Origin of the sequence: Sphaerisporangium corydalis (genome assembly GCF_025506355.1) — a bacterium.
Taxonomy (GTDB): Bacteria; Actinomycetota; Actinomycetes; order Streptosporangiales; family Streptosporangiaceae; genus Sphaerisporangium; species Sphaerisporangium corydalis.
The window spans coordinates 1-23,854 of sequence record NZ_JANZYP010000035.1 but is presented as its reverse complement, the minus strand read 5'-3'; the positions used below and the strand labels follow the sequence as shown (position 1 = coordinate 23,854).

17 protein-coding genes and 1 pseudogene are annotated in these 23,854 nt (G+C 72.6%); 5 read left to right on the top strand and 13 right to left on the bottom strand.

Features of this window, described 5'->3' with window-relative positions; all coding sequences use genetic code 11:
- Positions 1-95: 95 nt before the first annotated feature.
- The 4 genes from chvE to NYZ98_RS23000 all read right to left on the bottom strand — a co-directional run bounded on the left by chvE (position 96) and on the right by NYZ98_RS23000 (position 5,031).
- A complete protein-coding gene (chvE, locus tag NYZ98_RS23015) occupies positions 96-1,232 on the bottom strand; it encodes a multiple monosaccharide ABC transporter substrate-binding protein (protein ID WP_262844942.1) in 1,137 nt (378 codons plus the stop codon).
- 127 nt (positions 1,233-1,359) lie between these two features.
- Positions 1,360-2,016, bottom strand: coding sequence for an L-ribulose-5-phosphate 4-epimerase (locus NYZ98_RS23010; RefSeq protein WP_262844941.1), 657 nt, complete (start codon positions 2,014-2,016; stop codon positions 1,360-1,362).
- Positions 2,013-3,686, bottom strand: a complete 1,674-nt coding sequence (gene araB, locus NYZ98_RS23005; protein WP_262844940.1) for a ribulokinase — start codon at positions 3,684-3,686, stop codon at positions 2,013-2,015. Before araB ends, NYZ98_RS23010 begins: the two co-directional genes overlap by 4 nt.
- Before the next feature lie 274 nt (positions 3,687-3,960).
- Positions 3,961-5,031: a LacI family DNA-binding transcriptional regulator gene (locus NYZ98_RS23000; RefSeq protein ID WP_262844939.1), complete on the bottom strand. Its 1,071-nt coding sequence runs from the start codon at positions 5,029-5,031 to the stop codon at positions 3,961-3,963.
- Positions 5,032-5,398: 367 nt separating this feature from the next.
- On the opposite strand from NYZ98_RS23000, the gene NYZ98_RS22995 reads away from it, so the two are divergent.
- The gene (locus NYZ98_RS22995; protein WP_262844938.1) at positions 5,399-5,740 is read left to right on the top strand and encodes a hypothetical protein; all 342 of its coding nucleotides are present in this window, start codon (positions 5,399-5,401) and stop codon (positions 5,738-5,740) included.
- A gap of 34 nt (positions 5,741-5,774) precedes the next feature.
- Here the strand turns inward: NYZ98_RS22995 and NYZ98_RS22990 are convergent, their stop codons facing one another.
- Positions 5,775-7,361, bottom strand: a complete 1,587-nt coding sequence (locus tag NYZ98_RS22990) for an FAD-dependent oxidoreductase (RefSeq protein WP_262844936.1) — start codon at positions 7,359-7,361, stop codon at positions 5,775-5,777.
- Between the two features lie 96 nt (positions 7,362-7,457).
- On the opposite strand from NYZ98_RS22990, the gene NYZ98_RS22985 reads away from it, so the two are divergent.
- On the top strand, positions 7,458-8,192 hold the full coding sequence (locus tag NYZ98_RS22985; RefSeq protein WP_262844935.1) for a TetR/AcrR family transcriptional regulator: 735 nt from the start codon (positions 7,458-7,460) through the stop codon (positions 8,190-8,192).
- Between the two features lie 163 nt (positions 8,193-8,355).
- Here NYZ98_RS22985 and NYZ98_RS22980 read toward each other — a convergent pair whose 3' ends face one another.
- Entirely contained in the window at positions 8,356-10,623 is a 2,268-nt protein-coding gene (locus NYZ98_RS22980) for an AfsR/SARP family transcriptional regulator (RefSeq protein ID WP_262844934.1), read from the bottom strand.
- 300 nt (positions 10,624-10,923) lie between these two features.
- On the opposite strand from NYZ98_RS22980, the gene NYZ98_RS22975 reads away from it, so the two are divergent.
- Positions 10,924-11,802, top strand: a complete 879-nt coding sequence (locus tag NYZ98_RS22975; RefSeq protein ID WP_262844933.1) for an alpha/beta fold hydrolase — start codon at positions 10,924-10,926, stop codon at positions 11,800-11,802.
- 73 nt (positions 11,803-11,875) lie between these two features.
- Here the strand turns inward: NYZ98_RS22975 and NYZ98_RS22970 are convergent, their stop codons facing one another.
- The 5 genes from NYZ98_RS22970 to NYZ98_RS22950 form a co-directional block, all read right to left on the bottom strand.
- Positions 11,876-12,928: a questin oxidase family protein gene (locus tag NYZ98_RS22970; RefSeq protein ID WP_262844932.1), complete on the bottom strand. Its 1,053-nt coding sequence runs from the start codon at positions 12,926-12,928 to the stop codon at positions 11,876-11,878.
- Positions 12,929-13,035: 107 nt separating this feature from the next.
- Positions 13,036-14,889, bottom strand: a complete 1,854-nt coding sequence (locus NYZ98_RS22965; RefSeq protein ID WP_262844931.1) for a serine hydrolase — start codon at positions 14,887-14,889, stop codon at positions 13,036-13,038.
- Positions 14,886-16,172 (bottom strand): exo-beta-N-acetylmuramidase NamZ family protein, encoded by a 1,287-nt coding sequence (locus NYZ98_RS22960; protein ID WP_262844930.1) that lies wholly within the window; start codon positions 16,170-16,172, stop codon positions 14,886-14,888. The genes NYZ98_RS22965 and NYZ98_RS22960 overlap by 4 nt, the downstream gene beginning before the upstream one ends.
- Before the next feature lie 26 nt (positions 16,173-16,198).
- On the bottom strand, positions 16,199-18,031 hold the full coding sequence (locus NYZ98_RS22955; protein WP_262844929.1) for a glycoside hydrolase family 3 protein: 1,833 nt from the start codon (positions 18,029-18,031) through the stop codon (positions 16,199-16,201).
- Positions 18,032-18,279: 248 nt separating this feature from the next.
- Positions 18,280-20,124 carry an SIR2 family NAD-dependent protein deacylase gene (locus NYZ98_RS22950; protein ID WP_262844928.1) on the bottom strand — a complete coding sequence of 615 codons (1,845 nt, stop codon included), beginning with the start codon at positions 20,122-20,124 and terminating at the stop codon, positions 18,280-18,282.
- A 301-nt stretch (positions 20,125-20,425) separates the two neighbouring features.
- On the opposite strand from NYZ98_RS22950, the gene NYZ98_RS22945 reads away from it, so the two are divergent.
- Positions 20,426-21,283 carry an oxidoreductase gene (locus NYZ98_RS22945; protein WP_262844927.1) on the top strand — a complete coding sequence of 286 codons (858 nt, stop codon included), beginning with the start codon at positions 20,426-20,428 and terminating at the stop codon, positions 21,281-21,283.
- A 114-nt stretch (positions 21,284-21,397) separates the two neighbouring features.
- Here NYZ98_RS22945 and NYZ98_RS22940 read toward each other — a convergent pair whose 3' ends face one another.
- Together NYZ98_RS22940 and NYZ98_RS22935 are read right to left on the bottom strand one after the other, a co-directional pair.
- Positions 21,398-22,585, bottom strand: a complete 1,188-nt coding sequence (locus NYZ98_RS22940) for an RtcB family protein (protein WP_262844926.1) — start codon at positions 22,583-22,585, stop codon at positions 21,398-21,400.
- A gap of 118 nt (positions 22,586-22,703) precedes the next feature.
- Complete coding sequence (locus NYZ98_RS22935; protein ID WP_262844925.1) at positions 22,704-23,246, bottom strand: Pycsar system effector family protein; 543 nt, start codon at positions 23,244-23,246, stop codon at positions 22,704-22,706.
- A 452-nt stretch (positions 23,247-23,698) separates the two neighbouring features.
- Here NYZ98_RS22935 and NYZ98_RS22930 point away from each other — a divergent pair.
- Positions 23,699-23,854, top strand: a pseudogene (locus NYZ98_RS22930) (IS256 family transposase); the annotation flags it as partial.

Sequence of the window (23,854 nt, the reverse complement as noted above, 5' to 3'; positions counted from 1 at the left end):
CCGCGCTTGTTGGGGTGTGTTCTTTTGCAGGGGTTTGGGTTTGGGGGGGGGGGGGGGGGGCGGGGGGGGGGGGCGGCCCCCCCACCCCCGTGAGATCAGCCCAGTTGCGACTGGTTGTAGTAGCCGGTCTCGATGAGGACCTTCTCGTAGTTGGACTTGTAGACGATCACCGGGTCGAGCAGGTACGACGGTACGACCTTGTTGCCGTTGTCGTAGTCCTTGGTGTTGTTGACCTCGGGCTTGCCGCCCTTGAGCACGGTGTCGGCCATCTTGACGGTGACGTCCGCGAGCTCACGGGTGTCCTTGTAGATCGTGGCGTACTGCTCACCGGCGATGATCGACTTGACCGACGCGAGCTCCGCGTCCTGGCCGGTCACGATCGGGTAGGGCTGGCCGGAGGTGCCGTAGCCGTTGCTCTTCAGTGCCGACAGGATACCGATCGACAGGCCGTCGTACGGCGACAGGACGCCGTCGACCTTGGCGCCACCGCTGTAGGTCTTGGTCAGCAGGTCCTCCATGCGCTTCTGCGCGGTGGCCGGGTCCCAGCGCAGGATGGCGACGGTCTTGAAGTCGGTCTGCCCGCTCTTGACCTTCAGGGTGCCCTTGTCGATGAGGGGCTTCAGCACCGACATGGCGCCGTTGAAGAAGAACGTGGCGTTGTTGTCGTCGGGCGAACCGGCGAACAGCTCGACGTTGAACGGGCCCTTGGCCGAGCCGTCCGCGCCGTCCTCGGTCTTCAGCTTCAGCCCGACGAGCAGCGAGGTGGCCTGCTGGACGCCGACCTTGAAGTTGTCGAAGGTGGCGTAGTAGTCGACGTTGGGGCTGTTGCGGATCAGCCGGTCGTAGGCGATGACCGGGATGTGCTTGTCGGCCGCCTCCTGGAGCTGGGTCGTGATGGCGGTGCCGTCGATCGAGGCGATGACCAGCAGCTTGGCGCCCTTGGTGATCTGGTTCTCGATCTGGTTGACCTGGGTCGGGATGTCGTTCTCCGCGTACTGCAGGTCGACCTTGTAGCCCAGCTTCTCCAGGCTGGCCTTGACGTTGTCGCCGTCGTGGATCCAGCGCTCCGACGACTTGGTCGGCATCGTCACGCCCACCAGGGCGCCGGCGGTGCCGGCGGTGGCGGCGGAGGAGGCCTGCGCGTCGGAGGTCTTCTCGCTGGAGCCGCAGGCCGTCATGGACGCGGCGAGCGCGAGGGCGGAGACCACCGTCGCCAATCTTGTCAATCTCATCGTTCTGCTCCTTGCGGGTGGGGTTCCGGTACGGCGGCGGGCGCCGCGGTGATCTTCCGGTTCTTGGGAGTCCCTTGGGGGGGATGTGCCGTCCGGCGGGCCGGACCGGGGCGTGCCCGGAGTCCGGTCATCGTTGCCCGTACACGTTCTGGTAGCGGTCGTACAGCCGGTCCACGTCCTGCTGGGCGATGGGCCGGGGCTCTCCGAGCTGGCGGGAGATGTGGACGCTGCGCGCCACGTCCTCGCACATCACGGCCGCCTTGACGGCGGCGCGCGCGTCCTTGCCGATGGTGAACACCCCGTGGCCCGCCATCAGCACGGCCGGGGAGCGGTGCCCCGACAGGGTCTGGACGATACCTCGTCCGATCGAGTCATCCCCAATGAGGGCGAACGGCCCGACGGGGATCTCGGCCCCGAACTCGTCGGCCATCGCGGTGAGGACGCACGGGATGGCCTCGTGCCGCGCGGCCCAGGCGGTGGCGTAGGTGGAGTGGGTGTGGACCACGCCGCCGACCTCGGGCATCGCCCGGTAGACGTAGGCGTGGGCGGCGGTGTCGCTGGAGGGCGAGTGGTCGCCCTCGACCACCGCGCCGTCGAGGTCGCAGAGGATCATCGACTCGGGCGTCAGCTCGTCGTACGACACCCCGCTCGGCTTGATGATCATCAGGTCCTCGCCGGGCACGCGCGCGGAGACGTTGCCCGCGGTCCACACGACGAGCTGGTACCGGACCAGCTCGGCGTGCAGCGCGGCCACCTCCCGCCGCAGGCGGCTCAAGGTGCTCATGAGTTCAGTGCCTCGTCTCTGATCTCGCGGAGCCGGTGCGGCATGAGGTCCGCGCCGACCCCGAAGTAGTCGTGCAGCCGCAGGTACTCGGCGTACAGGCGGTCGTAGACGCCCGCGCGGGCCGGGTCAGGGACGTAGGCGCCGCGCTCGACACCGCCCATGGCCCCCGAGGCGGCGCGCACGTCCGGGTAGGCGCCGGCGGCCACGGCCGCATGGATGGCCGACCCGAGGGCCGGGCCCTGCTCGGAGGTGCCGATGGCGATGGGCCTGCGCAGCACGTCGGCGTAGATCTGCATGAGGAAGGCGTTCTTCTTCAGCCCGCCGGTGACCACGAACTCGGTGACCGGCACCCCGGCGGCCTCGAACGTCTCGACGATCTTCCTGGCGCCGAACGCCGTCGACTCCAGCAGCGCGCGGTAGACCTCCTCGGGGCGGGTGGCCAGCGTCAGCCCGGCGATCACCCCCGACAGGTGGTGGTCGACCAGCACCGACCGGTTGCCGCTCTGCCAGTCGAGCGCCACCAGCCCGTGCCCGCCGGCGGGCTGCCCCGCGGCGAGGCGGGTCAGGTACTCGTGGGCGTCCAGGCCGAGCGACCGGGCGGCCTCGTGGTAGTGCTCGGGAAGCCCCTGCCGCAGCCACCAGGCGAAGATGTCGCCCACCCCGCTCTGCCCGGCCTCGTAGCCGTGGCTGCCGGCGACGATCCCGCCGTCCACCACCCCGCAGATGCCCGGGACCTCGACCAGGTCGCCGCCGTTCATGACGTGGCAGGTGGACGTGCCCATGATCGCGAGCATCTGGCCGTGCTCGATGGCCTGGGCCGCCGGGGCCGCCACGTGGGCGTCCACGTTGCCCGCGGCCACGGCGATGCCCTCGGGCAGTCCCGTCCACTTCGCCGCCTCGGCGGTGAGCGAGCCCACCCTGGCGCCGAGCGGCGAGATCGGGTGCTCCAGGCGGGTGCGGGCGAAGTCGGCGAAGCGGGGGTTCAGCGCGCCCAGGTACTCCTCCGAGGGGTACCCGCCGTCCTGGAAGATGCCCTTATACCCGGCCGTGCAGGCGTTGCGGGTCTCGGTGCCGCACAGCTCCCAGATGATCCAGTCGGCCGCCTCGATCCACCGCTCGGTCCGCCCGTAGACCTCCGGGTCCTCCTCCAGGAGCTGCAGGGCCTTGGCGAACTGCCACTCGGAGGAGATCTTCCCGCCGTAGCGGCCGATCCAGGGTTCGCCCCGCTCGTGCGCCAGCGCGTTGATCCGGTTCGCCTGCGCCTGGGCCGCGTGGTGGCGCCACAGCTTCGGGTACGCGTGCGGGCGGTCCCGCAGCTCGGGAAGCTCGCACAGCGGGGTGCCGTCGCCGAGCACCGGCAGGACGGTGCACGCGGTGAAGTCCGTGGCGATCCCGATGACCTGCCGGGGGTCGACGCCCGCGGCCTCGACGGCGGCCGGCACGGCGGTCCGCAGCACCTCGCGGTAGTCCTCGGGGTCCTGCAGCGCCCAGTCGGGCGGCAGCGCTGCCCCGGTGGCGGGGAGCACCGCGTCGATGACCGCGTTCGGGTACTCGTGCACCGCGCTGCCCAGCTCGGTGCCGTCGGCGACGGAGACGACGACGGCCCGGCCGGACAGCGTGCCGAAGTCAACGCCGACGACGCAGGCGGTGTTAGCGTTAACATCACCCATGGCACTCCTTGAGAACTCGGGGGTGGACGTGTGGAACGGTACGGACGGGCGGACGTTTCCTGAGGTCGGGGTCGGGGTCGGGGGTCAGGGGCGTGGCCGGCGGCCTGGCGGACGGATGGGTCGGGTTCTGACGGGTTCGCGGACGGGTTCGATGGCGGACGGGGTCGGGGTCGGGTTTTCGGGCGGGTCGAGGTCCAGGCGGGTCGGGTTCTGGCGGGTCAGGGTCCGGACGCTTCGGAGCGGCGGAACTCAGGGGGCGCCGGAGGCATCGGTGTCAGGCCGCGCGCGGCGGGCCGGAGCTGCGCCTGACCACCAGGTGCGGCTGGACCACGACGTGCGGGGGCGGCGGCGTGTCCTCGGCCGGGCCGCCCGGCGGCTCACCTGGCGGGCGGGCGGGCTCGTGCTCCTCGGCCAGCGCGTCGAGCAGGAGCTCGATGGCCTTGCGGCCGACCTCGGAGAAGTCCTGGGAGACGGTGGTGAGCGGCGGGGCGAAGAACTCGGACTCGGGGATGTCGTCGAACCCGACCACGCTCACGTCGTCCGGCACCCGGACGCGCGCCTCGTCGAGCGCCCGGAGCACCCCGAGGGCCATCTGGTCGTTGGCCACGAAGACCGCCGTGAGATCGGCCATCCCGGCCAGGCGCTGGCCGCAGCGGTACCCCGAGCGCGGGCTCCAGTCGCCCGTCAGCACCTCGGGGACCGGGGCGCCGGCCGCCAGGAGCGTCTCGCGCCAGCCCTCGATGCGGCCCTCGGCCTCCAGCCAGTCCTGCGGGCCGGAGACGTGCCACACCGTGCGGTGGCCGAGGCGCAGCAGGTGCTCGGTGACGAGCACGCCGCCCCTGCGCTGGTCGACGTTCACGACGGGCAGGCCGACGTCGGCGTCCCCTTCCACGGTGACGACGGGCACGGGCTGCGGCATCTGGGACAGCGCCACCGCCACCGCGCTCTGCGGGGCGATGACCACCAGGCCGTCCACCTGCTGGCGGCCGAGGTGGTCGAGCGCCTCGGCGAGGTCGTCGCGGGTGAGCTCGCGGAGGCTGACGATGCTCACGAAGTACCCGGCGTCGCGGGCGGCGCGCTCGATGCCGTAGAGGGTGCTGGCCGGCCCGTACAGCGTGGTGTCGAAGGCGACCACGCCGAGGGTGTTGGTCTGCTTGGTCACCAGGGCGCGGGCGGTCGAGTTGCGGCGGTAGCCCAGGCCCTCGATGGCGGCGATCACCCGGTCGCGGGTCTCCGGGCGCACGTTCGGGTGGTCGTTGAGCACCCGGGACACGGTCTGGTGCGAAACGCCGGCGAGCCGGGCCACGTCCGCCATGACGGGCGAGCGATGGATGTTACGAGCCATGGTCCGGTCCCCGCCTCCTTCCGTTGCTTCCCACACGCCTGACCGGCACCGGGACGCCCCGATGTGAGTGCGTTAATTGTTAGCGTTCACATCAGCTTTGTGTCAAGGACGTTTCGCGATTGATACCTGGTCATGCCGACCGCCGCCCGCGAGGCGGCCCCCCGCCCCGCCAAACCGCCTGGACGATCGCACAATCTCGGCCTCCCTTGCGGAAAACCATCCCGTCTAGCCCCAAATGTCCCTATTTCAACCCCAATACCCACCCGAGTCCCCTGCTCGTACCACCCTGAGACGAGCCCGCCTCGACCGGAACGAGACACGCTACGTATCTGTCATTGACGGCCCGCCTCAGCAAGGAGCACGCGGCATGATCGACCAGACCCAGGCGCCCGCACTCGACCCGGCACTCACCGAGGTCCACGCGCACAGCTACGAACACATCACCACCGCGACCGGCGCGCTCACCCGTGTGCTGTGCTCCGACTGCGGGCAGACCTGGTCGATCAGCCCCGGCGCGGAGTCGGTCATCGGGTACGTCGTCGTCGGCCCCTCCCCCGAGCCGCCGGCCGCGACCCCGTGGATGAGCCCCCGCATGTACCTCATCGACAGCGCGCGCGCCGAGCGGGCGTTCTGGCAGCAGGCCCGCAGCTTCAACGGCCCGGTGCGCCTCGGCGTGGTCACGATCGTCGACGACCACCCCGCCACCTGATCGCCGCCCGGGCGGCGGGGGTCACGGGTGGTGGTCAGGCGGCGGGGGCCGTGGTGGCGGTGTGGGTGGCGAAGGACACCTGGGACAGCGCCTCGGTCAGCGCGCCGGCCGGTTCGGCGGGCAGGTCGCGGGAGCGCCAGGCGATGTAGCCGTCCGGCCGGACCAGGGCCGCGCCGTCCGCCGAGAGGCCGAAGGCCCGAGGGAACGCCTCCGGCTCGTCCGGCAGGAGCGTGCCGCCGATCCGCTGGTGGTCCACCGGGACGCCGGTCAGCTCGCCGGCCCGCCCGGCCGCGGCGGCCCAGTGGTCGTTCCCGGAGAGCAGCACCCACCCGCGCTGGAACAGGTCCAGCGTGGACAGGCGCTCGCCGTCCCGGGTCAGCCACAGGTGGGGCGCTCGGGTCCCCGGCTGCCCGGCCCACTGCTCGGGCCGGGCGGCGGGCGGCAGGTCGTCGCCGGCCGAGAGCACCGCGGCCGATCGGTAGAGCTGCCCGAACTCCATGGCCTCGTCGTCGATGATCGTCGCGCCGGCGGCGCCGCCCGCGTGCCGGCTGTAGTCGGCCCTGGCGAAGATCTGCTCGTGGCGCAGCCACGCGATCGGGTGCCGCTCGGGCTCGTAGGTGCCGAGCAGGCCGGGCGCCGACTCGCCCGACAGGACCGCGGACAGCTTCCAGGCGAGGTTGTGGACGTCCTCGATGCCGGTGTTGGCGCCGTAGCCGCCGCGGGAGGGGGGCAGGGTGTGCGCGGCGTCCCCGGCGAGGAAGACCCTGCCGGAGGTGAACCGGTCCGCGACCAGGGCGCCGAGCTCCCATCGGCCGGTGGTGACGAGCTCGACCGGGAGGTCGGTCCTGCCGATCGCCTGGAGCACCATGGCCTTCAGGGTGTCCTCGTCGCGGTCCTCGTCGTCGGCGAACATCAGCACCCAGCGGCCGTCGCCGTACGTGGTGAGGAACCCCTGGAGTCCCGGCCGGTCGATCTCGAACTGGCTGACCCCCGCCTTGAGGTACTCCTCCAGCGGGGCGGTGAACAGCACGCTGCGCGAGGTGCGGAGATGGCCTCGGCCGCTCCGGCCGATCTTCAGGGCCTCCCGTACGGGGCTGCGGGTGCCGTCGGCCGCGATCAGGTAGTCCGAGCGCACCCTGTGCTCGGCGCCGTCCCGGGTTCGCAGCACGGCCCGCACCCCGTCGGCGTCCTGGTGCCAGGACACCAGTTCGGTGCCGAACCTGACGTCGGCCCCGAGCTCGACGGCCCTGTCGCGGAGCAGGGGTTCGAGCCGGTCCTGCGCGATGGCCGCGCCCGTGCACGGCGACTGCTCGATCGTGGGTCCGTCGTCGGCCCCGGGCGTCCACGAGGACTCCTCGAACCACTCCCCGGCCAGGCTGCGCACCCGGGCCCGGCGCAGCCGTAAGCCGGGCGGCGCCTGCGGGACGCGCGGGCCCAGCCCGGCCGCCCGGTACAGCTCCAGCGTCCTCGGGGTGAAGCCGACCGCGCGCGGATGCGGCGAGCTGCCGGTGTGGCGCTCGACCAGCAGCGCGGGGACCCCGCGCCAGGACAGGAACACCGCCGCCGACAGGCCGGCGAGCCCGCCGCCGACGATCAGCACCGACGTCGATTCCGTTTCCATGACCCCTCCTCGATACATCGTATTGTGAGATACACCGTATCGCACAGCGCGGTGTATCGTTGTGCCGATTCGCCGGACGACGGAAGACGAGGCGCGATGGCGACACCATCTGAGCCCGGCGGCGAGCCCCGGCTCGTCTGGGAGCGGCCAGAACCGCCGAGCCGGCCGGCGCCCAGCCCGCTGAGCAGGGACGGCATCGTCCGCGCCGCCGTCGAGCTGGCCGACACCGACGGCCTGGAGTCGGTGTCCCTGCGCAAGGTCGCCGCCGCGCTCGGCGCCGGGCCGATGCGGCTGTACGGCTACCTGTCCACCAAGGACGAGCTGCTCGACCTGATGGCCGACGCGGTGTACGGCGAGATCACCCCGCCGGGGCCGGCCGCCGAGGACTGGCGCGCCGCCCTGCGGACGCTCGCGCACCGCACCCGGCAGGCCGCCCGCCGCCACGAGTGGTTCGCGGACCTGCTCGGCGGCCGGCCGCACGTCGGCCCCAACGCGCTGGCCTACCTGGAGGCGTCAATGGCCGCGCTGGACGACGCGCCCGGCTTCGGCCACATCGACACCGTGATGCAGGCCGTCAGCACGGTGAACGCCTACGTCGTCGGCGCGGTCCGCGCCGAGATCACCGAACTGCGCGCCGAACGCGCCACCGGCCTGGACGAGCGGCAGTGGCAGGACGCCTTCGGCCCGTACATGGGCCGGATGCTGGCCACCGGCCGCTACCCGACACTGGTCAAGGTCGTCACGGACGCCACCCACCCCGGCCCCGACACCACCTTCGACGCCGGCCTGAACTACGTACTCGACGGCATCGCCACCCACCTGACCCACTGACCACCCCCACGCCGGGGCCGCGCTCATGCCGGGGCCGCGCTCATGCCGGGGCCGCGCTCATGCCGGGGCCGCGCTCATGCCGGGGATCGTGACCACGCAGGGGTCGCGCTCACACTGGGGCCGCGCTCACGCCAGGGACCGTGACCACGCCAGAGGGTCAGGCTCACCGCGAGTCCCGCAGGGCGGCGGCGATCGCGTCCAGGTGTGCCGAGACCGGGCCCAGGGTGAGCAGGCCGCTGCCCGCGCCGGCCAGCTCGCCCGCCGCCGGGGTGAGCGCGGCGTGGGCGCGCTCCATCGTCGCCCGGTCGCCCACAGCGGCCGCCGCCCGCCCGGCCAGGCACCACAGGGCCTCCAGCAGCAGGTCGCGGGGCGGGTCCGGGATCCGGCGCAGCGCGGCGGCGGCCTCGGCCCGGCGGCCCCGCTCCAGCAGGACCAGGGGACGGGCCCACGGCTCGTAGGGCCCCCAGCCGGCGCGTTCGCCGGGCCTGACGACGGGTTCCGCGTGCCGCAGCCGCAGGCAGAGCAGGGCCAGCGGCAGCAGCCCGTGCTCCAGTCCCGGCATGCCGGCGCCGTCCAGCCGCGCGGCGGCCGCGCGGTAGGCCGCCTCCACCTCCGCCACCGGCGCGCCCCCGGCGAGGTCGAGCCGCAGCGCCCGGTACCACTGGGTGAACACGCCCACCAGCGGCAGCTCGTGGCGCCCGGCCAGACGGTCGGCGGCGGCCGCGTGCGCGTCGGCCCCGGGGAGGTCGGCGAGCGCGGAGCGCGCCTGGAGGCCGATGAGGTGCCCGAGCACCTCGTAGGTGACCAGGCCGTGCCGGGCGGACAGGCCGACCAGCTCGGCGCCGATCTCCTCACGGCGCCCGGCCAGGCCCGCGCGGTCGAAGGTCTGCATGAACACGCCGTTGAGTGCGAACGCCAGCAGCGCCGGGTCCCGCGCGCGGCGGGCGAGCAGCTCGGCCTCCCCGGCCGCCCGCGGCCCGCGCGGTGCGGCGGTGCCGCGCGACTCGATCGCGATCGTGGCCAGCAGCCGGGCCCGCGCCGCCGGGTGCGCGTCCGGCGGGAGGGCGGCCAGGGTACGCTCGGCCGCCGCCACGACCCGCGCGGCCTGCGGGGGGTCGTCAAGGCGGGTCCAGATCGCCGGGACGTCGTAGGCGCCGATCACCCGGGCCGTCAGCTCGGCGTCACCCAGCTCCTCGGCGGCAGTGACGGCGGCCACCCGGTGCTCGCGGGCCTCCCGCAGGCCGCCACCCCCGGTCACCGCGAGATCGCGCAACAGACCCACCGTCGACTCCAGGCGAACCCGGGCGCCGGGCGCCACGGCGCGATCGTAGGCCGCGGCCGCCCGCGCCCACACCTGCTCCGCAGCCACGCCACCCCGCACCCCCACACGCTCCGCCGCACCCTCAGGCGCGGCCCCCCGCACCCGCATTTCCTCCGCCGCACCCTCAGGCGCGGCCCTCCGCGCCTCCACGTGCTCTGCCGCACTCGCAGGTGTGGCCCCCCGCGCCCGCATTTGCTCCGCCACACCCGCAGGTGCGGCCCCCTGCGCCCCCACATGCTCCGCCGCACCCGCAGGTGTGGCCGCCGTGCTCGCAGGTGAACCCGCCGAACCCGCAGGTGAAGCCGCCGCCCCCGCAGGGGTGGCCGCCGAACCTGAGGGACCGTTCTCGCCGGGGTCGAGGTGGCTGGCGTGTCCGAGGATGTCGGCCTCCAGGCGGCGCAAGCCTGGGCCCGGATCCACCCCCAGTTGCTCGACGAGCAGCGTCCGCGCCCGGCGCAGCACCGCGAGCGCGTCGCCCTGCCGGCCGGAGCGGTACAGCGCCAGGGCCAGCAGCCGCCAGGCGTCCTCGCGCCAGGGGTGCTCGGCCACGTGCGCGTCCAGGTCGGGCACCGCCTCGGCGGCCGAACCCAGGGACAGCCGGGCCTCGGCGACGCGCTCGACGGCGTGCGAACGCAGCTCGCTCAGCCGCGAGCGTTCCGCGCGGGCCCAGTCCTCCTCGGCGAAGTCGGCGTAGGCGGGGCCGCGCCACCATCCCAGCGCCTCCTCCAGCCGGGCGAGGGCGTCCCGGGGCGGCAGCGTCGCGGCGCCGGCCACCACCCGCCGGAACCGCCAGGCGTCCACCGCGTCCGGCTCGGCGCGCAGCGCGTACCCCGGCCCCTCGGTGACCAGCAGCCGGGGCGCCGCACGCGGCGGGCGCTCCGGCTCCAGCGCGCGGCGCAGGGCGGCCACGAAGGTGCGCACCGCGCTCACCGCGCCCGGCGGCGGGTCGTCCCACAGGTCCTCGACCAGGCGGCCGACCGGGACCACGCGGCGCTCGGCGACGATCAGCCGGGCCAGCACCGCCCGATGGCGCGGCCCCTTCAGCGCGACCGCGTCCCCGGCGTCGCCCCAGGCCGACACCGACCCCAGCACCCCGAACACGACCCGCACCCCGCCCCCCTCCTCCCCGCGTCGCCCAGACCGACCCCCGACCTCGAACGCGACCCTCTCCCCCGGCGCCGTCCCAGACCGACACCGCCCCGAAATTCCGAACGCGACCCCCGCGTCGTCCCAGACCGACACCGCCCTCGAACCCCTGAGGCCACCCCCTCGTCCCAGGCCGACACCGCCCCTGAACCCCTAACGCGATCCCCCGCGTCGTCCCAGGTCACGGTAGCGCGCTCATTGGGTGCTCATCCGTGCCAGGCAGGCTGCGAGTCGGCAAGTTCACTCCCGAAGAAGGGCGCCACCATGACCCCCGCCATTCCCGGCTTCACCTACCGGCGCGTCCCGGTCGCCGACGGTGTGTCCCTGAACGCCGCCGTTTCCGGCTCGGGCGATCCGATCGTGCTGCTGCACGGGTTCCCGCAGACCCACCTGATGTGGCGGCACGTGGCCGCCGACCTCGCGGCCGACCACACCGTGATCTGCCCCGACCTGCGCGGCTACGGCGCCAGCGACAAACCCGCCGAGACCGACGGCGGCACCTACGCCAAGCGCACCATGGCCGCCGACGTCGTCGCCCTGGCCCGGGCGCTGGGGCACGAGCGCTTCGCCCTGGCCGGCCACGACCGCGGCGCCCTGGTCGCTTTCCGCGCGGGGCTGGACCACCCCGAGGCGATCACGCACCTGGCCGTCCTGGACGTGCTCCCCACGCTGGACATGTGGGAGGTGCTGCATGGTGCCGGGGGCTCCATCGCCTTCCACCTCTACCTCATGGCCCAGCCTCCCGGCCTGCCCGAACAGATGATCTCCGCGAGCGCGGACGCCTTCTTCGGCCACTTCCTGGACATCTGGGCCAACGACCCGCGCGCGATCCCCGCCGACGTCCGCGCCGCCTACCTGGACGCCTGCCGGGAGGCGGTGCCCTCGATCGTGGCCGACTACCGCGCCTCCGCCGGCGTCGACCGCGACCACGACCAGGACGCCCGGGACGCCGGCGACCGGCTGGGGATGCCGGTCACCGTGCTCCAGCAGGACTGGGGCGCCGCCCTCGGCTTCGACGCCGCCGCCCTGTGGGGCGCCTGGGCACCGGACCTGCGGCACGCCACCGTCACCTGCGGTCACTTCATGGCCGAGGAGGCCCCCGCCGACATCGCCAAGGCCCTGCGCGACCTCCTCACCCGCTGACCCGGCCCACGGCGACGGGGCTCACGCGACGGCGGGGCTCACGGCGGCGGCGGGGCTCACGGTGCCGGGGGGCTCACGGTGCCGCGATGAGCGCGCCGACGCGCAGGGCGGCGGCCAGGGCGCCGGGGTCGCCGGTGCGGGAGTACACCTCCGCGGCGGTGTCGGTGAACTTGATGACGTGCTCGTCCCCGTGCGCCACCGCGCGGTCGAGCACCTCCGCGACCGGGTCGTCCGCCTCCGGCGCGACGGGCAGCGCGGCACGCGGCGCGGCGCCGGCCGGGGCGTACGCCGAGACGATCGCCGCCGTCGTCCGCCAGATCGCGGTCAGGCTGGGCGCCCACATCTCACGGGGGAGCACCGGCAGGGTGTGCAGCACGGCGTTGGGCGCGGTCGCGGTGTGCACCAGCAGCACCGGGCTCCCGTGCCCGTGGGTCAGGTAGTGCAGCGTGGCCGCCGTGACGAGCTCACCGAGAAGGTCCCGCGCGTCGTCGGGGCCGGACGGCGCACGCAGCGCCGCGACCGATCCCGGCCAGCCGGCCAGGCCCGGCAGCCGGCCGAGGCGCGTGGCCACGCTGCCCCGCTGCTCGGGGATGCGGGCCACCGCATCGAGCGCGGTCGCCGGCGGCAGCCCGCCCGACGGGGCGGGTGCTTCGGGCACCGACAACGATCGCGCCGCCCAGAACGCCAGCCCGTGGGCCAGCTCGGTGACCGCCGCCGGCCCTTCCGCGCCGCCGGCGGTCAGCGCGCGTACCGCGTGCGCGACCCGGATCACCCCGTGGGTGGTGCCGGCCGCGATCCCCGGCAGCAGCCTCGGCCACCACGTGACCAGGACCTCGCGCCACGGGTGCTCCCGCGTCTGCCGCTCGAAGTAGGCGCTCCAGTCCCCGACGCGCCGCCCGTCCCCCAGCGCGAGCCGCCAGTTCTCCTCGGTGACACGCTCGCTCGGCGCCGGCAGTTCGTCCAGGCGGCGGATGTAGGCGTGCACCCAGGCGGGCACCTCGTCGGCCCGCCCGCGCCGCACCAGCACCTCGGCCGCCATCGGGCCGTGGTTCGTCAGGGTGTCCTCGCCCCATTCCGGCCCGGTGTCGCGGAACCGCTCGTAGGCCTCGTTCAGCGTGCCGCTCATGCCTTGGTCCATTGCTGCCCCCTCCGTACGGACGTCCTGAGCGCCCTGTCCGACCCTTTCACGCCGGTGCCGCCTCCGGACGCGCGGCACCGGGGGCTGCGGGAAGGTCAGTGCGTGGACCGGGTCCAGCCGTCGGGGGCGAACAGGGACGCGTCGCGCGGGTTCCGTTCGTCGAAGCGGACGCCGGGCCCGTCGACGCGCACCAGGTCCACGTACACGCCTCGGCCCTGGTAGAGCGGGTCGTTCACGTACCGCCACCGCACGCCGGTGGTCCCCTCCGGGAGGGCGGCCCGCGCGCCCAGCCACCGGCGGCCCTCGAAACCCGAGAACGTGCCGTCCGACGACCAGCGGTGCGGGCCGGCGGCCAGGTCCATCGGCAAAGGGCTCCACGTGGCCCCGCCGTCGGTGCTCGCCTCCAGGGAGCCGATGTCGGAGTCCGCCTCGGTGTCGTACCACAGGGCGAAGGTGAGCCGGCCCCCTCGCGGCGCGCCGACCGGCAGCGTGAGCGTCGCCGTCCGGGCGTCGGCGACCCCGGAGAACCACGCGTCCGGCCCCTTGGCGGGCCGTACCGGGACGGCGAGCGCCAGGTCGCGGGCGACCGCCACGCGGGCCGGGTTGTTGGAGCCCCAGTCCCGGCTGGGGTGCACCCGGTTGGTCAGCAGGATGACGAACGAGCCGGACAGCGGGTCGATGACGATCGACGTCCCGGTGTAGCCGGTGTGCCCGCCGGTCACCGGTGAGGACAGCCCGTCCATGTACCACCTCTGGTCGAGGTCGAAGCCGAGGCCGTGCGAACTGCCGGGGAAGGCGGTGTTGAAGTTCGTCAGCAGCAGCCGCACCGAGTCCTCCGACAGGACGCGCGCCCGGCCGAGGTGGCCGCCGTTGAGCAGTGTCTGGGCCAGGACCGCCATGTCGCGGGCCGTGGAGAAGATCCCGGCGTGGCCCGCGATCCCGCCGAGCGACCAGGCGTTCTCGTCGTGCACCTGGCCCCAGATCATGCCCCGGTCGGGCTCGGTGGTGGTCTGGTACTCGGTGGCGGCGATCCTCGGCCGAAGCTCCGGGGCGGGGTTGTAGCCGGTGTCGCGCATCCCGAGCGGCCCGGTCAGGTCCCGCGCGACGACCGCGTCGAGCCGCTCGCCGGTCACCCGCTCCACGATGACCCCGAGCGTGATCAGGTTGAGGTCGGAGTAGACGTAGACCGTGTCCGGCGGGTTCGCCGGCGCGACGTTCCACACCGCCGCGTACCGTTCCTCGACGGTCGGCCGGTTGTACAGCGGGATCCACGCCGGCAGCCCCGAGGTGTGGGTGAGCAGGTTCCTGACCGTGATCCCGGCCTTGCCGTTCGCCGCGAACTCGGGGATGTACGCGGTCACCGGGGTGTCGAGCCCGATGCGGCCCAGCTCGATCTGCCGCGCGGCCACGATCGAGGTGAACAGCTTGGACACCGACGCCATGTCGAAGATCGTGTCCTTGCGCATGGGGATCTGCTGGTCGGGCGGCAGCTCGGTGGGCGTGGAGTCGGCGTACCGCACCGCCTTGCCCATCGCCTCGTGGGTCGCGATCACGCCGCCCCGGCCCGCGATCACGACCGCGCCCGCGTAGAGCGGGCGTACCGGGGAGGGCTCGGTGAAGCGGGCGGCGTCGGCCGCGATCCGGTCCACGTACTCGGGGACCAGGCCCGCCGTGCGGGCGTCGCCGTACCGCAGCCGGTGGTCGGCGAAGCGCACGTCGCCGGCGGTGACGGTCGGCGGGCCCTCGGAGGTGTCCGCCGGGGGCGGGGTCGCTTCGCGTGGAGTCGCCGCGTTGAGCGCCGGAGGCGGCGGGGTCGGCGCGGTGCGCGCATCCGCTGCCGACGGGGCCGCGACGGTGAGCGCCGCCGCGGTCGACGGAACGCCGACGGTGAGCGCCGCCGCCAGGAGTACGGGCAGGGCGCGTGTCAGGACGGGCAGGGCGCGCGTCACCGGTCGCCTCCACGGTAGATCAGGTACTTCTCGCGCGTATCGGCGAACGCCTTGAGCTCGCCGGACCAGCCGGCCTGGACCTGGTCAGGGTCCTTCCCCGCGTCGATGTCGGTCCTGACCCGCGTCGACCCGGTCAGCTTGTCGATCCAGTACGGCCGGGCCGGGTCGGAGGTGTCGTACCGCCAGGCGAAGGCGTCCGGGTAGAGCCGTTTGGCCGTGACGATCATCGCGATTCCAGTCCTGACCGGGTCGAACGCCTCCCGGCCGGTGACGTAGAGCTGCACCCCGGCGCACAGCGTGTTCAGGTGCTTGGAGAACGTCGGCGTGAAGTAGGCGAGCCGGAACCGGGCGCCGGGCAGGCCCAGCGCGTTGAGCGCGTCCGCCCACCGGTGGTCGGCGTACGGGGCGCCGATGAGCTCGAAGGGCCGGGTCGTGCCGCGTCCCTCCGACAGGTTGGTGCCCTCGAACATGCAGGTGCCCGGGTACACCAGCGCGGTGTCCACGGTCGGCATGTTCGGCGACGGCGGGACCCAGGGCAGGCCGGTGTCCTCGTAGGCCATGTCCCGCTCGTACCCGCGCATCTTCACGACGGTGAGATCCACCCGGGGGTCGAGGAACTCGCCGTTGAACAGTTTCGCCAGCTCGCCGACGGTCATCCCGTGCGCCTGGGAGATCGCCTCCCGGCCGACGAACGTGGCGAACTGGGGCGTCATGACGGGCCCGTAGGCCCGGCGGCCGGTGATCGGGTTGGGCCGGTCGAGGACGACGAACCGCTTGCCGGCCAGCGCCGCCGCCTCCATGGAGTCGAACATCGTCCAGATGTAGGTGTAGAAGCGGGCGCCCGCGTCCTGGATGTCGAACATGATCGTGTCCACGCCCGACCTGGTGAAGACGTCGGCCAGCGTCTGGCCGCTCTTCAGGTACGTGTCGTAGACCGGCAGCCCGGTGCGCTCGTCCACGGTGAAGCCTTCGGAGCCGCCGGCCTGCGCCGTCCCCCGGAACCCGTGTTCTGGGCCGAACACCGCGACGAGGTCGATCTCGTCGCTGGCGGCCATCGCGTCGACCTCGTGGCCGAGGTCGGGCAGGACGCCGGTCGGGTTGGTCACGATGCCGGTCCTCCGGCCCCGCACAAGCTCGTAGCCGGCGGCCATCAGGACCTGGACGCCGGTCCGGAGGCCGCGGGGCGATGGACGGTGGTCGAAGGAGGGGATGCCCATGCCTGTCCCGGCCGTGGCGACGGCCGCCGTGGACAGCAGGGCTCTCCGGGAGAAGAGCCTGCCCATCAGATGGTGCTCCGTTCTGGGGAGGGTCAGTAGCTCAGGCCGTGTCCGTAGGGGTAGAGGACGGAGCCGTCGGCGGCCGGGATCGTGACCGGCAGCCTGCCTTTGGGGGCGGTCCGGCCGAAGAGCACCCGCGCGGTGGCCTCCATGGCCGGTTTCTCCCACGAGTACGTCGCGAGGTACGCCGGGGCGCCGGGGAAGTCCGCGATGTCGTACGGGTTGCGGGTGGCGATGATGACGACGGGTTTGCCGGTGGCGAGCAGCGCGTTGACCAGGTTGCGCTGGGCGGCCGAGCTCTTGGAGTTCGCCGTGGTGACCACGACGACGTCGTCGGCGGCGGCCTTGGCCACCGCCGCGTCGATGGTGGCCTGGCCGGGGGCCGTCCCCGTCTCGAACAGGTCGGTGGTGACGCCGAGGTCGCCGATCGCCTTGGCCAGCCGCTCGGTCGGCGGGATCTTGGTGGACGGGGGCGCGACGTTGCGGTAGCCGGTCACCAGCACCCGCTGACCGGTGTTCCTCAGCGGCAGCGCGCCGTCGTCGTTGCGCACGAGCGTCACGCCGCGGTCGGCGACCGCGCGGGCGAGCGCCTTGTGCGCCGGGGTGCCGACGCGGTCGAGCACCTTGTTCTCGGGCACCTGCCGGTCTCCACTGAACAGGCCGCGTTGCTTCTTGAGGCGCAGGATCCGGTAGACCGACTCGTCGACGCGCGCCTTGGTCAGCTCGCCCGAGCGGACGGCGTTCAGCACGGCGTTGTACGCGACGTCCAGGGAGATCGTGCTGGCCGTGTCGTCGACCATCATCAGCATGTCGACGCCGGCCTTGAGCGCGAGCACCGGGATGCGCTCGTCGCCGTACTTGTCGCGCACGCCCTGCATGGACAGCGAGTCGGTGACCACGACGCCGTCGTACCCGAGTTCGCCGCGCAGCAGCCCTGTCATGATCTCCGGGTCGAGCGTCGCGGGGTCGCAGCCCTGCTGGGTGGCCACGTCGCAGTCGGTCTGCAGGTACGGCATGACGACGTGCGCCGTCATGATCATGTCGGCGCCCGCGGCGATGCCGGCCCGGAACGGCGGCGCGTCGATCCGTTCCCACTGCTCCTTGGTGTGGAAGATCCACGGCACGCCGTTGTGGCTGTCGGTGATCGTGTCGCCGTGGCCGGGGAAGTGCTTCAGGGTGGCCGTGACGCCGCCCTGCCGCAGGCCGAGGACCGAGGCGCGCGTCAGGCCGGACACCAGATCGGTGTCCTCCCCGAACGAGCGGACGCCGATCACCGGGTTGCCCGGGTCGATGTTGACGTCGGCGACCGGGGCGTAGTCCTGGTTGATGCCGAGTGCGGTCAGCTCCCGGCCGGTGACCAGCCCCGCGGTGAGCGCGCCGGCCGCGCTCCGGGCCGCACCGAGCGCCATCTGCCCGGGGAAGGCGGTGAACGGCTCGTCCAGCCGGTACACGGCGCCGTGCTCCTGGTCGGTGGCGACCAGCAACGGGATCCTCGCCGGCTGCGCGAGCGCGGCCCGCTGCAGGTCGTTGGACAGCCCCGCCGTCCTGACGGGGTCGTTCAGGTTGTTCGCCCACCGGAAGTAGAGGACGGCGCCGAGTTTGTACCTGGCGATGAGGTCGTCGCCGTTCTTGACGCCGGGACCGTACATCGCCTGGTTCGCGGCCACGTCGGCCGGGGCGGCCGTGTCGCCGCTCTCCCCGTAGACGTCGGCGACGAAGAGCTGGCCTACCTTCTCCTCCAGGCTCATGCTCGCGATCTTGCGGAGGATCCAGGGATCCTTGCCCTGGTCGGCGTGCACGACCGGGGCCGCCCCCACCCCGAGTACCACCATCGCCGCCAGAGCCAGTAACCGCCGGTAACGCATTTGTCCTCCCAACCCATCGCATGTAGGAAGATTTCATGCAAGGTCATCGCGTTGTCTGGAAGTTACTTACATCCGAACGGATGGTCAACGCCTTCCTGACGGAAACCTGACCGGCGCGGGCCTCAGGACGCGAGCGCCACGACCGAGCAGGACACGGACCGGACGCGGACCGGACGCGGACCGGACGCGGACCGGACGCGGACCGGACGCGGACCGGACGCGCCGGCGGGGGCGCCGCCGGACCCGGGCTACGCGCCGGTCTCCGGGAGGTCGCCGCTCCCCTGGCGAGCCAGATCCGTGGCCCTGCGCACCGCCGCCGCGGCGCGTGCCGGGAGGTCCTGCGGCTCGGCCAGCCCCTCGGCGACCTCCACGGCCCGCCGCGCGGCGGCGAGCGCCTCCTCGGCCCGGCCCAGGTCGGCCAGCCGCCCGGCCAGTTCGACGAGCATCTTCGCCAGGCCGCGCGGCGCCGACTCCGGATACCGTTCGAGACGCCGCTCGTAGGCCCCGACGAGGTCGGCGGCCAGCAGCACGGGGAACTCGCCGAGCACCGTCGTGCCCGGCGGCACGCTGTCCAGCAGCTCGGCGGGCAGGGCGGCGTTCCTGGCCAGCGAGGTCAGCGCCTCGGCGAGCGGCGCGGGATGCCCGCCGCTCAGCGCCACGCCGACCGCCGTGGGCGACAGGCCGGGCAGCACCGACAGCAGCTCGGTGAGGCGGGCCCGCGACCCCGGGCGCGTCGCCGCGGCGCGGGCCAGGACGGTGAGCGCCCGCCGCTCCTGCTCCTCGGTCGTCCCCATGAACATCCGGAGGAGGAACCGGGGGGTGGCCACGGCGGCGACCAGCTCCTCGGCGACCGGATCGGGGAGCGAGTCGTCCCAGTACGGCGACGGGCTCAGCTCCTCGGTCACCGGACCGGGGAGCGAGTCGTCCCAGTACGGCGGCGGGCCTGACGGCGGGTACGCCTCGCGCAGCCACCGGGCGACCCGGGTCCGGGTGGCGGGATCCCGCAGCGCGGAGATGTGCTCCAGCGAGGCGAGGGCCTGCTCCTCGTCGGCGGCACCGCACAGGACGGCGGTGGTCACGGCCCCCGCGACCACCTCACCGGACAACCCCAGCCCGTACTCCTCCGCCGCCCGCCACAACCGGGCCACCTCGCGCCCGCCGGGACCGCCCGGTACCGGCCCGGTGCCCGAGGGGGTCGTGGCGGCGCGCAACCATCGGGCGACACGAGGAAGGCCCTCGCTCAGCGGGTCCCGGATGATGTCGGTGGCGATGCCGTCGTACGGGGTGGGGTCCCAGTTGACGATGACCAGTGCCGCCCCGGCGTGCACGGCCTTCGCGCACAGGGAGCCCGCCGGTTCGATCGTGAGCGTCGTCCCGACGGCGAGCAGGAGGTCGCAGGTCGTGACGGCCCGCTCGGCGCGGGCGAACACCTCCGGGGACATGGTCTGCCCGAACATGGTGCTCGCGGTTTTCGTGATCCCCCCACACTGCGGGCATCCCGGGGCGGCCTCCCCGGCCTCGATCCTGGCCAGCGCGTCCACCGTCGGGAACCGGTGCCCGCACGCGACGCACATGACCTCGTGCATCGTCCCGTGCAGCTCGATCACCCGGTCCGCCGGCGTGCCCGCGCGCTGGTGCAGTCCGTCGGTGTTCTGGGTGACGACCGTCGTGTCGACGCCGGAGCCCGTCAGGCTCGCGACGGCGAGGTGACCGGGGTTGGGTTCCGCCCCCCAGATCGGGTGCTCGTAGCGCGACCTCCAGTAACGGCCGCGCAACTCGGGATCGGCGAGGAACGCCTGGTAGGTGTGCTTCCTCGGCGCGTCCGGGTTCAGGGTCCAGTACCCCGACGGCCCGCGGAAGTCCTGGATGCCGGAGTCGGTGGAGATGCCCGCACCGCTGAGCACCACCAAAGTGCCCACCCCGCGGGCCCAGTCCGGGATGGCGACGGGCGTACCGGCGGGAACGTTTCCTGGGGCACCGGTGACGGCCGGCGTACCGGCGGGAACGTTTTCTGAGGCACCGGCGGCGGCCGGCGTACGGGCGGGAGGGGTCTCCTGGACGCCGTCGGAGGGCGTCCGTGAGATGTCGCGCATAGGTTCGTCGCCTTTCGGGGATGCCTGCGGGCACTCCCGGGGCCACCTATGTCAGATGGACCGCACAACCCTGGTGGAGGGGAGCACCCAGCCTGATACAGCGGTAATGGGTCTCACCTCCTCGGGTCGGTCACGCGCACGACCCTCCTCGGGTCGGTCACGTGCACGGCGACGCTACCAGACACCCCAGCACGCCGGCAGCCGCCGCGGCACCGGGCTCGCAGCCGGAGATCGGCGGCGTGTCCGGCAATATGTCCGCCCGTGGACCGGCCGGCGTGGGAAGCATCTACGGTGGGTGACCATGACTGCTGAACGATGGGCATTGGGCGGCGACCTGGGCGTCGCGAGGATCGGGTACGGCGCGATGAGGCTGACCGGCTGGCCGAGGGGCGACCGGCCGGACCGGGAGACGGCCCTGGCCGTCCTGCGCCGGGCCGTGGAACTCGGGGTGAACCACATCGACACCTCGCACTACTACTCACGTGACGGGGTGGCCGCCAACGAGCTGATCCGCGAGGCGTTGCATCCCTACCCGGACGACCTGGTGATCGTGACCAAGGTGGGTGCGCTGGTCGAGGGCTCCGACATCTCCCTGCCGGCGGCGGAGATGACCGGCCTCACCCCCGAAAACCTGCGCCGTGGCGTGGAGGCGAACCTGCGCTCGCTCGGCGTGGACCGCCTGGACGTGGTGAACCTGCGGATGGGCGACCGCGGCCAGACCTCCCTGGCCGGCCCCCTGGAGACCCTGCTCGCGCTGCGCGAGGAGGGCCTGATCCGCCACCTGGGCATCTCCAACGTCACCGCCGCCGAGTTCGCCGAAGCACGCGAGATCGCGCCGATCGTCTGCGTCCAGAACATGTACAACCTGTCCCGGCGCGACGACGACCGGCTCGTCGACACCTGCGCGGCGGCGGGCATCGCCTACGTCCCGTTCTTCCCGGTCGGCGGGGGGTTCCAGCCGCTCACGGCCCGGCACCTGGACGCCGTCGCCGCCCGCCACCACGCGACCGTCCCGCAGGTGGCCCTGGCCTGGCTGCTGGCCAGGTCGCCGAACATCCTGCTCATCCCCGGCACCGGCTCTCTGGCCCACCTGGAGGAGAACCTCTCCGCCGCCACCCTCCACCTGACCAAGGAAGACCTCACCGAACTCACCGCATAACCCGGCCGACGCCCACGTCTCCCCCCAGGCCCCGACCGGCGCGCCCCCGATGACGACACGCCGGTCGCTCCAACCCCTGCCGCCGATGATGCTGACCTGACCAGACCAGAGGTCTCAACCCTTGATGCAGATGATCTGGCGGAGGTGGGCGACGACCTCCACCAGGTCGGTCTGGGCGGCCATGACCGACTCCAGGTCCTTGTAGGCCCCCGGGATCTCGTCCAGCACCCCGGCGTCCTTACGGCACTCGACCCCGCTCGTCTGCGCCTCCAGATCGCTCAGGGTGAAGGTCTTCTTGGCCTTGGTCCTGCTCATCTTCCGGCCGGCCCCGTGCGAGGCCGAGTTGAACGCCTTGGCGTTGCCCAGTCCCTTGACGATGTAGGTGCCCGTCGCCATGGACCCCGGGATGATGCCCAGCTCCCCGCTGCCCGCCCGGATCGCCCCCTTACGCGTGACCAGCAGCTTCACCCCGTCGTAGGTCTCCTCCGACACGTAGTTGTGGTGGCAGGAGATGGGCTCCTCGAAGCGGATCTGCTTGAAGTGCTTGCGCAGGACGTTGCAGACCAGGGCGAGCATGACCGTCCGGTTGCGCCGGGCGTAGTCCTGCGCCCAGAACAGGTCGGAGCGGTAGGCGTCCATCTTCTTGGTGCCCTGGACGAACACCGCCAGGTCCCTGTCGGGCAGTCCCTCGTTGTGCGGGAGCTTGCGCGCCTGCTCGATGTGGTACTCCGCCAGTTCCTTGCCGATGTTGCGCGAGCCCGAGTGCAGGACCACCCACACCACGCCCTCGTCGTCGGAGCACACCTCCAGGAAGTGGTTGCCGCCGCCCAGGGTGCCCATCTGGACCTCGGCCCGCGCCCGCAGCTTCTGCACCGAAGGGGCCAGCCATTCGTAGTCCTGCCAGAACTCCTTCCACCCCGCCTGGGGCAGGCCGAAGATCTTCGAGACGTCCACCGGGCTCTTGTGCTTCCCGAATCCCACCGGAATGGCCTGCTCCAACCGCCCCCGCAGATAGGGCAGGTTGTCCGGAAGGTCCTCGGTCCTCAGAGAGGTCCGCACCGCGCTCATGCCGCACCCGATGTCCACCCCGACCGCCGCCGGCGACACCGCGTCCCGCATCGCGATCACCGAACCCACGGTGGCCCCCATGCCGTAATGCACGTCCGGCATCACGGCGACACCATGCGTCCAGGGAAGGTTCGCGACGTTGCGCAACTGCTGCATCGCCTGCGGCTCGACCTCGTCGGGATCCGCCCACATCCGGATCGGCGCACGCCCGCCCGTCACCTTGCTGAACACCATCGCGCACCGCCTCCTCGAGCAGATTTCCAACCCCCCCCCAATAACGCCAGACCCCCACCCCCACCGCAACCGAATTAAGATCCCCCACCCCTCGAATCGCCCCACCAGAAGCTCCCCGTCAACGAAGCACAATGTTGATCAGCGCAGCGGACAGCGTCGCCACAAGCGCGACCAGCAGCAACCAGAAGCCCCAGCGGATGAGGCGGTACTTGCGGTCGACGATGCCGGCCACCAGTCGCAGTTGGTCGGCCACTCTCTCGAGGTCGGACGCGCGGGATGTCTTCAGCGCGAGGGCGACCTCTTCCGTCGAGGCGTAATGCAGGATATCCGCCCAGTAGATCACCGGCCGGGCGTCCAAGGCTCCCCACCTGCTCGTCCGCGGGTAGACGGCGCTTGCCAGGAACAGGAGCGCCAGGAATGCCGCGCCGGAGCCCGACCACCACAGCCATTCCACCTTGTTGGACAGGGAGAACGGCGACCAACTACCGGCGAACAGTCCGGCAGCGGTGGCCCCCAGGCCGAGACCGACGATCCCTAAGAGGACTTGAGCTTTGGCATCCGCCCGGGTCAGCTCCTCTCGCGCTTCACTGAGCAGTCGCGCTCCGTACGCGCACGCATTCTCCTCAGCGAGATCGCGAGAGTTCGATTCAGGTCGTGCCAAGGCACCAAGGATTCGGGGAAACATGACGTAACCTTTTCATGACCGAAGTTGATCCAGCCGAGCGCAATACTCCAACCCTAGAATTACGCCCGAACGACCCCGGCCAAGCCCCCATCAGTATTCTGCGCCACTCTCCCCACAAGGACACACAGAGCAGAGAACCAGGAGGCCGGACCGCGTCTGTCGCCCGGCTGATGTTATAGGGAAAGAGAAGGGGATGAGCCCCTAAAAGGGGACCGCTCGAACTGCTCGCACAGAAAACCGCAGATCAGGGTCGGCCGCCCACTGTCACGACACACGACCGGAGGCCGCCTTCACCGGCCGTACGAATCCCCCGACCAGCCGACAGACGGCCTCCGGGACATGCCGAATCTGATCGGCGGGGACTGTGGATCTAAGGGTGTTTCCGGCCTGACCCACTGGGCGTGGTGCCCGGTGAGGAAGGTGCCGTGATGACCACGACACTGGACGATGTGACCGCGAGGAAGAACAAGCCGGAGCCGTCGGCGGAGGCGCAGGCCGCTGCGGAGTTGGTGCGGCTGGCCAAGGAGCAGGGTTTGTCGCTGACCGGGCCGGAGGGGCTGCTGAAGCAGTTCACCAAAACCGTG

Bases quoted from the DNA above. Each gene is read 5' to 3' on its own strand.
- NYZ98_RS23000 (WP_262844939.1), bottom strand. From the start codon at position 5,031: ATGGCTCGTAACATCCATCGCTCGCCCGTCATGGCGGACGTGGCCCGG.
- chvE (WP_262844942.1), bottom strand. From the start codon at position 1,232: ATGAGATTGACAAGATTGGCGACGGTGGTCTCCGCCCTCGCGCTCGCC.
- NYZ98_RS22975 (WP_262844933.1), top strand. From the start codon at position 10,924: ATGACCCCCGCCATTCCCGGCTTCACCTACCGGCGCGTCCCGGTCGCC.
- NYZ98_RS22985 (WP_262844935.1), top strand. From the start codon at position 7,458: ATGGCGACACCATCTGAGCCCGGCGGCGAGCCCCGGCTCGTCTGGGAG.
- NYZ98_RS22995 (WP_262844938.1), top strand. From the start codon at position 5,399: ATGATCGACCAGACCCAGGCGCCCGCACTCGACCCGGCACTCACCGAG.
- araB (WP_262844940.1), bottom strand. From the start codon at position 3,686: ATGGGTGATGTTAACGCTAACACCGCCTGCGTCGTCGGCGTTGACTTC.
- NYZ98_RS23010 (WP_262844941.1), bottom strand. From the start codon at position 2,016: ATGAGCACCTTGAGCCGCCTGCGGCGGGAGGTGGCCGCGCTGCACGCC.
- NYZ98_RS22990 (WP_262844936.1), bottom strand. From the start codon at position 7,361: ATGGAAACGGAATCGACGTCGGTGCTGATCGTCGGCGGCGGGCTCGCC.
- NYZ98_RS22945 (WP_262844927.1), top strand. From the start codon at position 20,426: ATGACTGCTGAACGATGGGCATTGGGCGGCGACCTGGGCGTCGCGAGG.
- NYZ98_RS22970 (WP_262844932.1), bottom strand. From the start codon at position 12,928: ATGAGCGGCACGCTGAACGAGGCCTACGAGCGGTTCCGCGACACCGGG.
- NYZ98_RS22940 (WP_262844926.1), bottom strand. From the start codon at position 22,585: ATGGTGTTCAGCAAGGTGACGGGCGGGCGTGCGCCGATCCGGATGTGG.
- NYZ98_RS22955 (WP_262844929.1), bottom strand. From the start codon at position 18,031: ATGCGTTACCGGCGGTTACTGGCTCTGGCGGCGATGGTGGTACTCGGG.
- NYZ98_RS22960 (WP_262844930.1), bottom strand. From the start codon at position 16,172: ATGGGCAGGCTCTTCTCCCGGAGAGCCCTGCTGTCCACGGCGGCCGTC.
- NYZ98_RS22950 (WP_262844928.1), bottom strand. From the start codon at position 20,124: ATGCGCGACATCTCACGGACGCCCTCCGACGGCGTCCAGGAGACCCCT.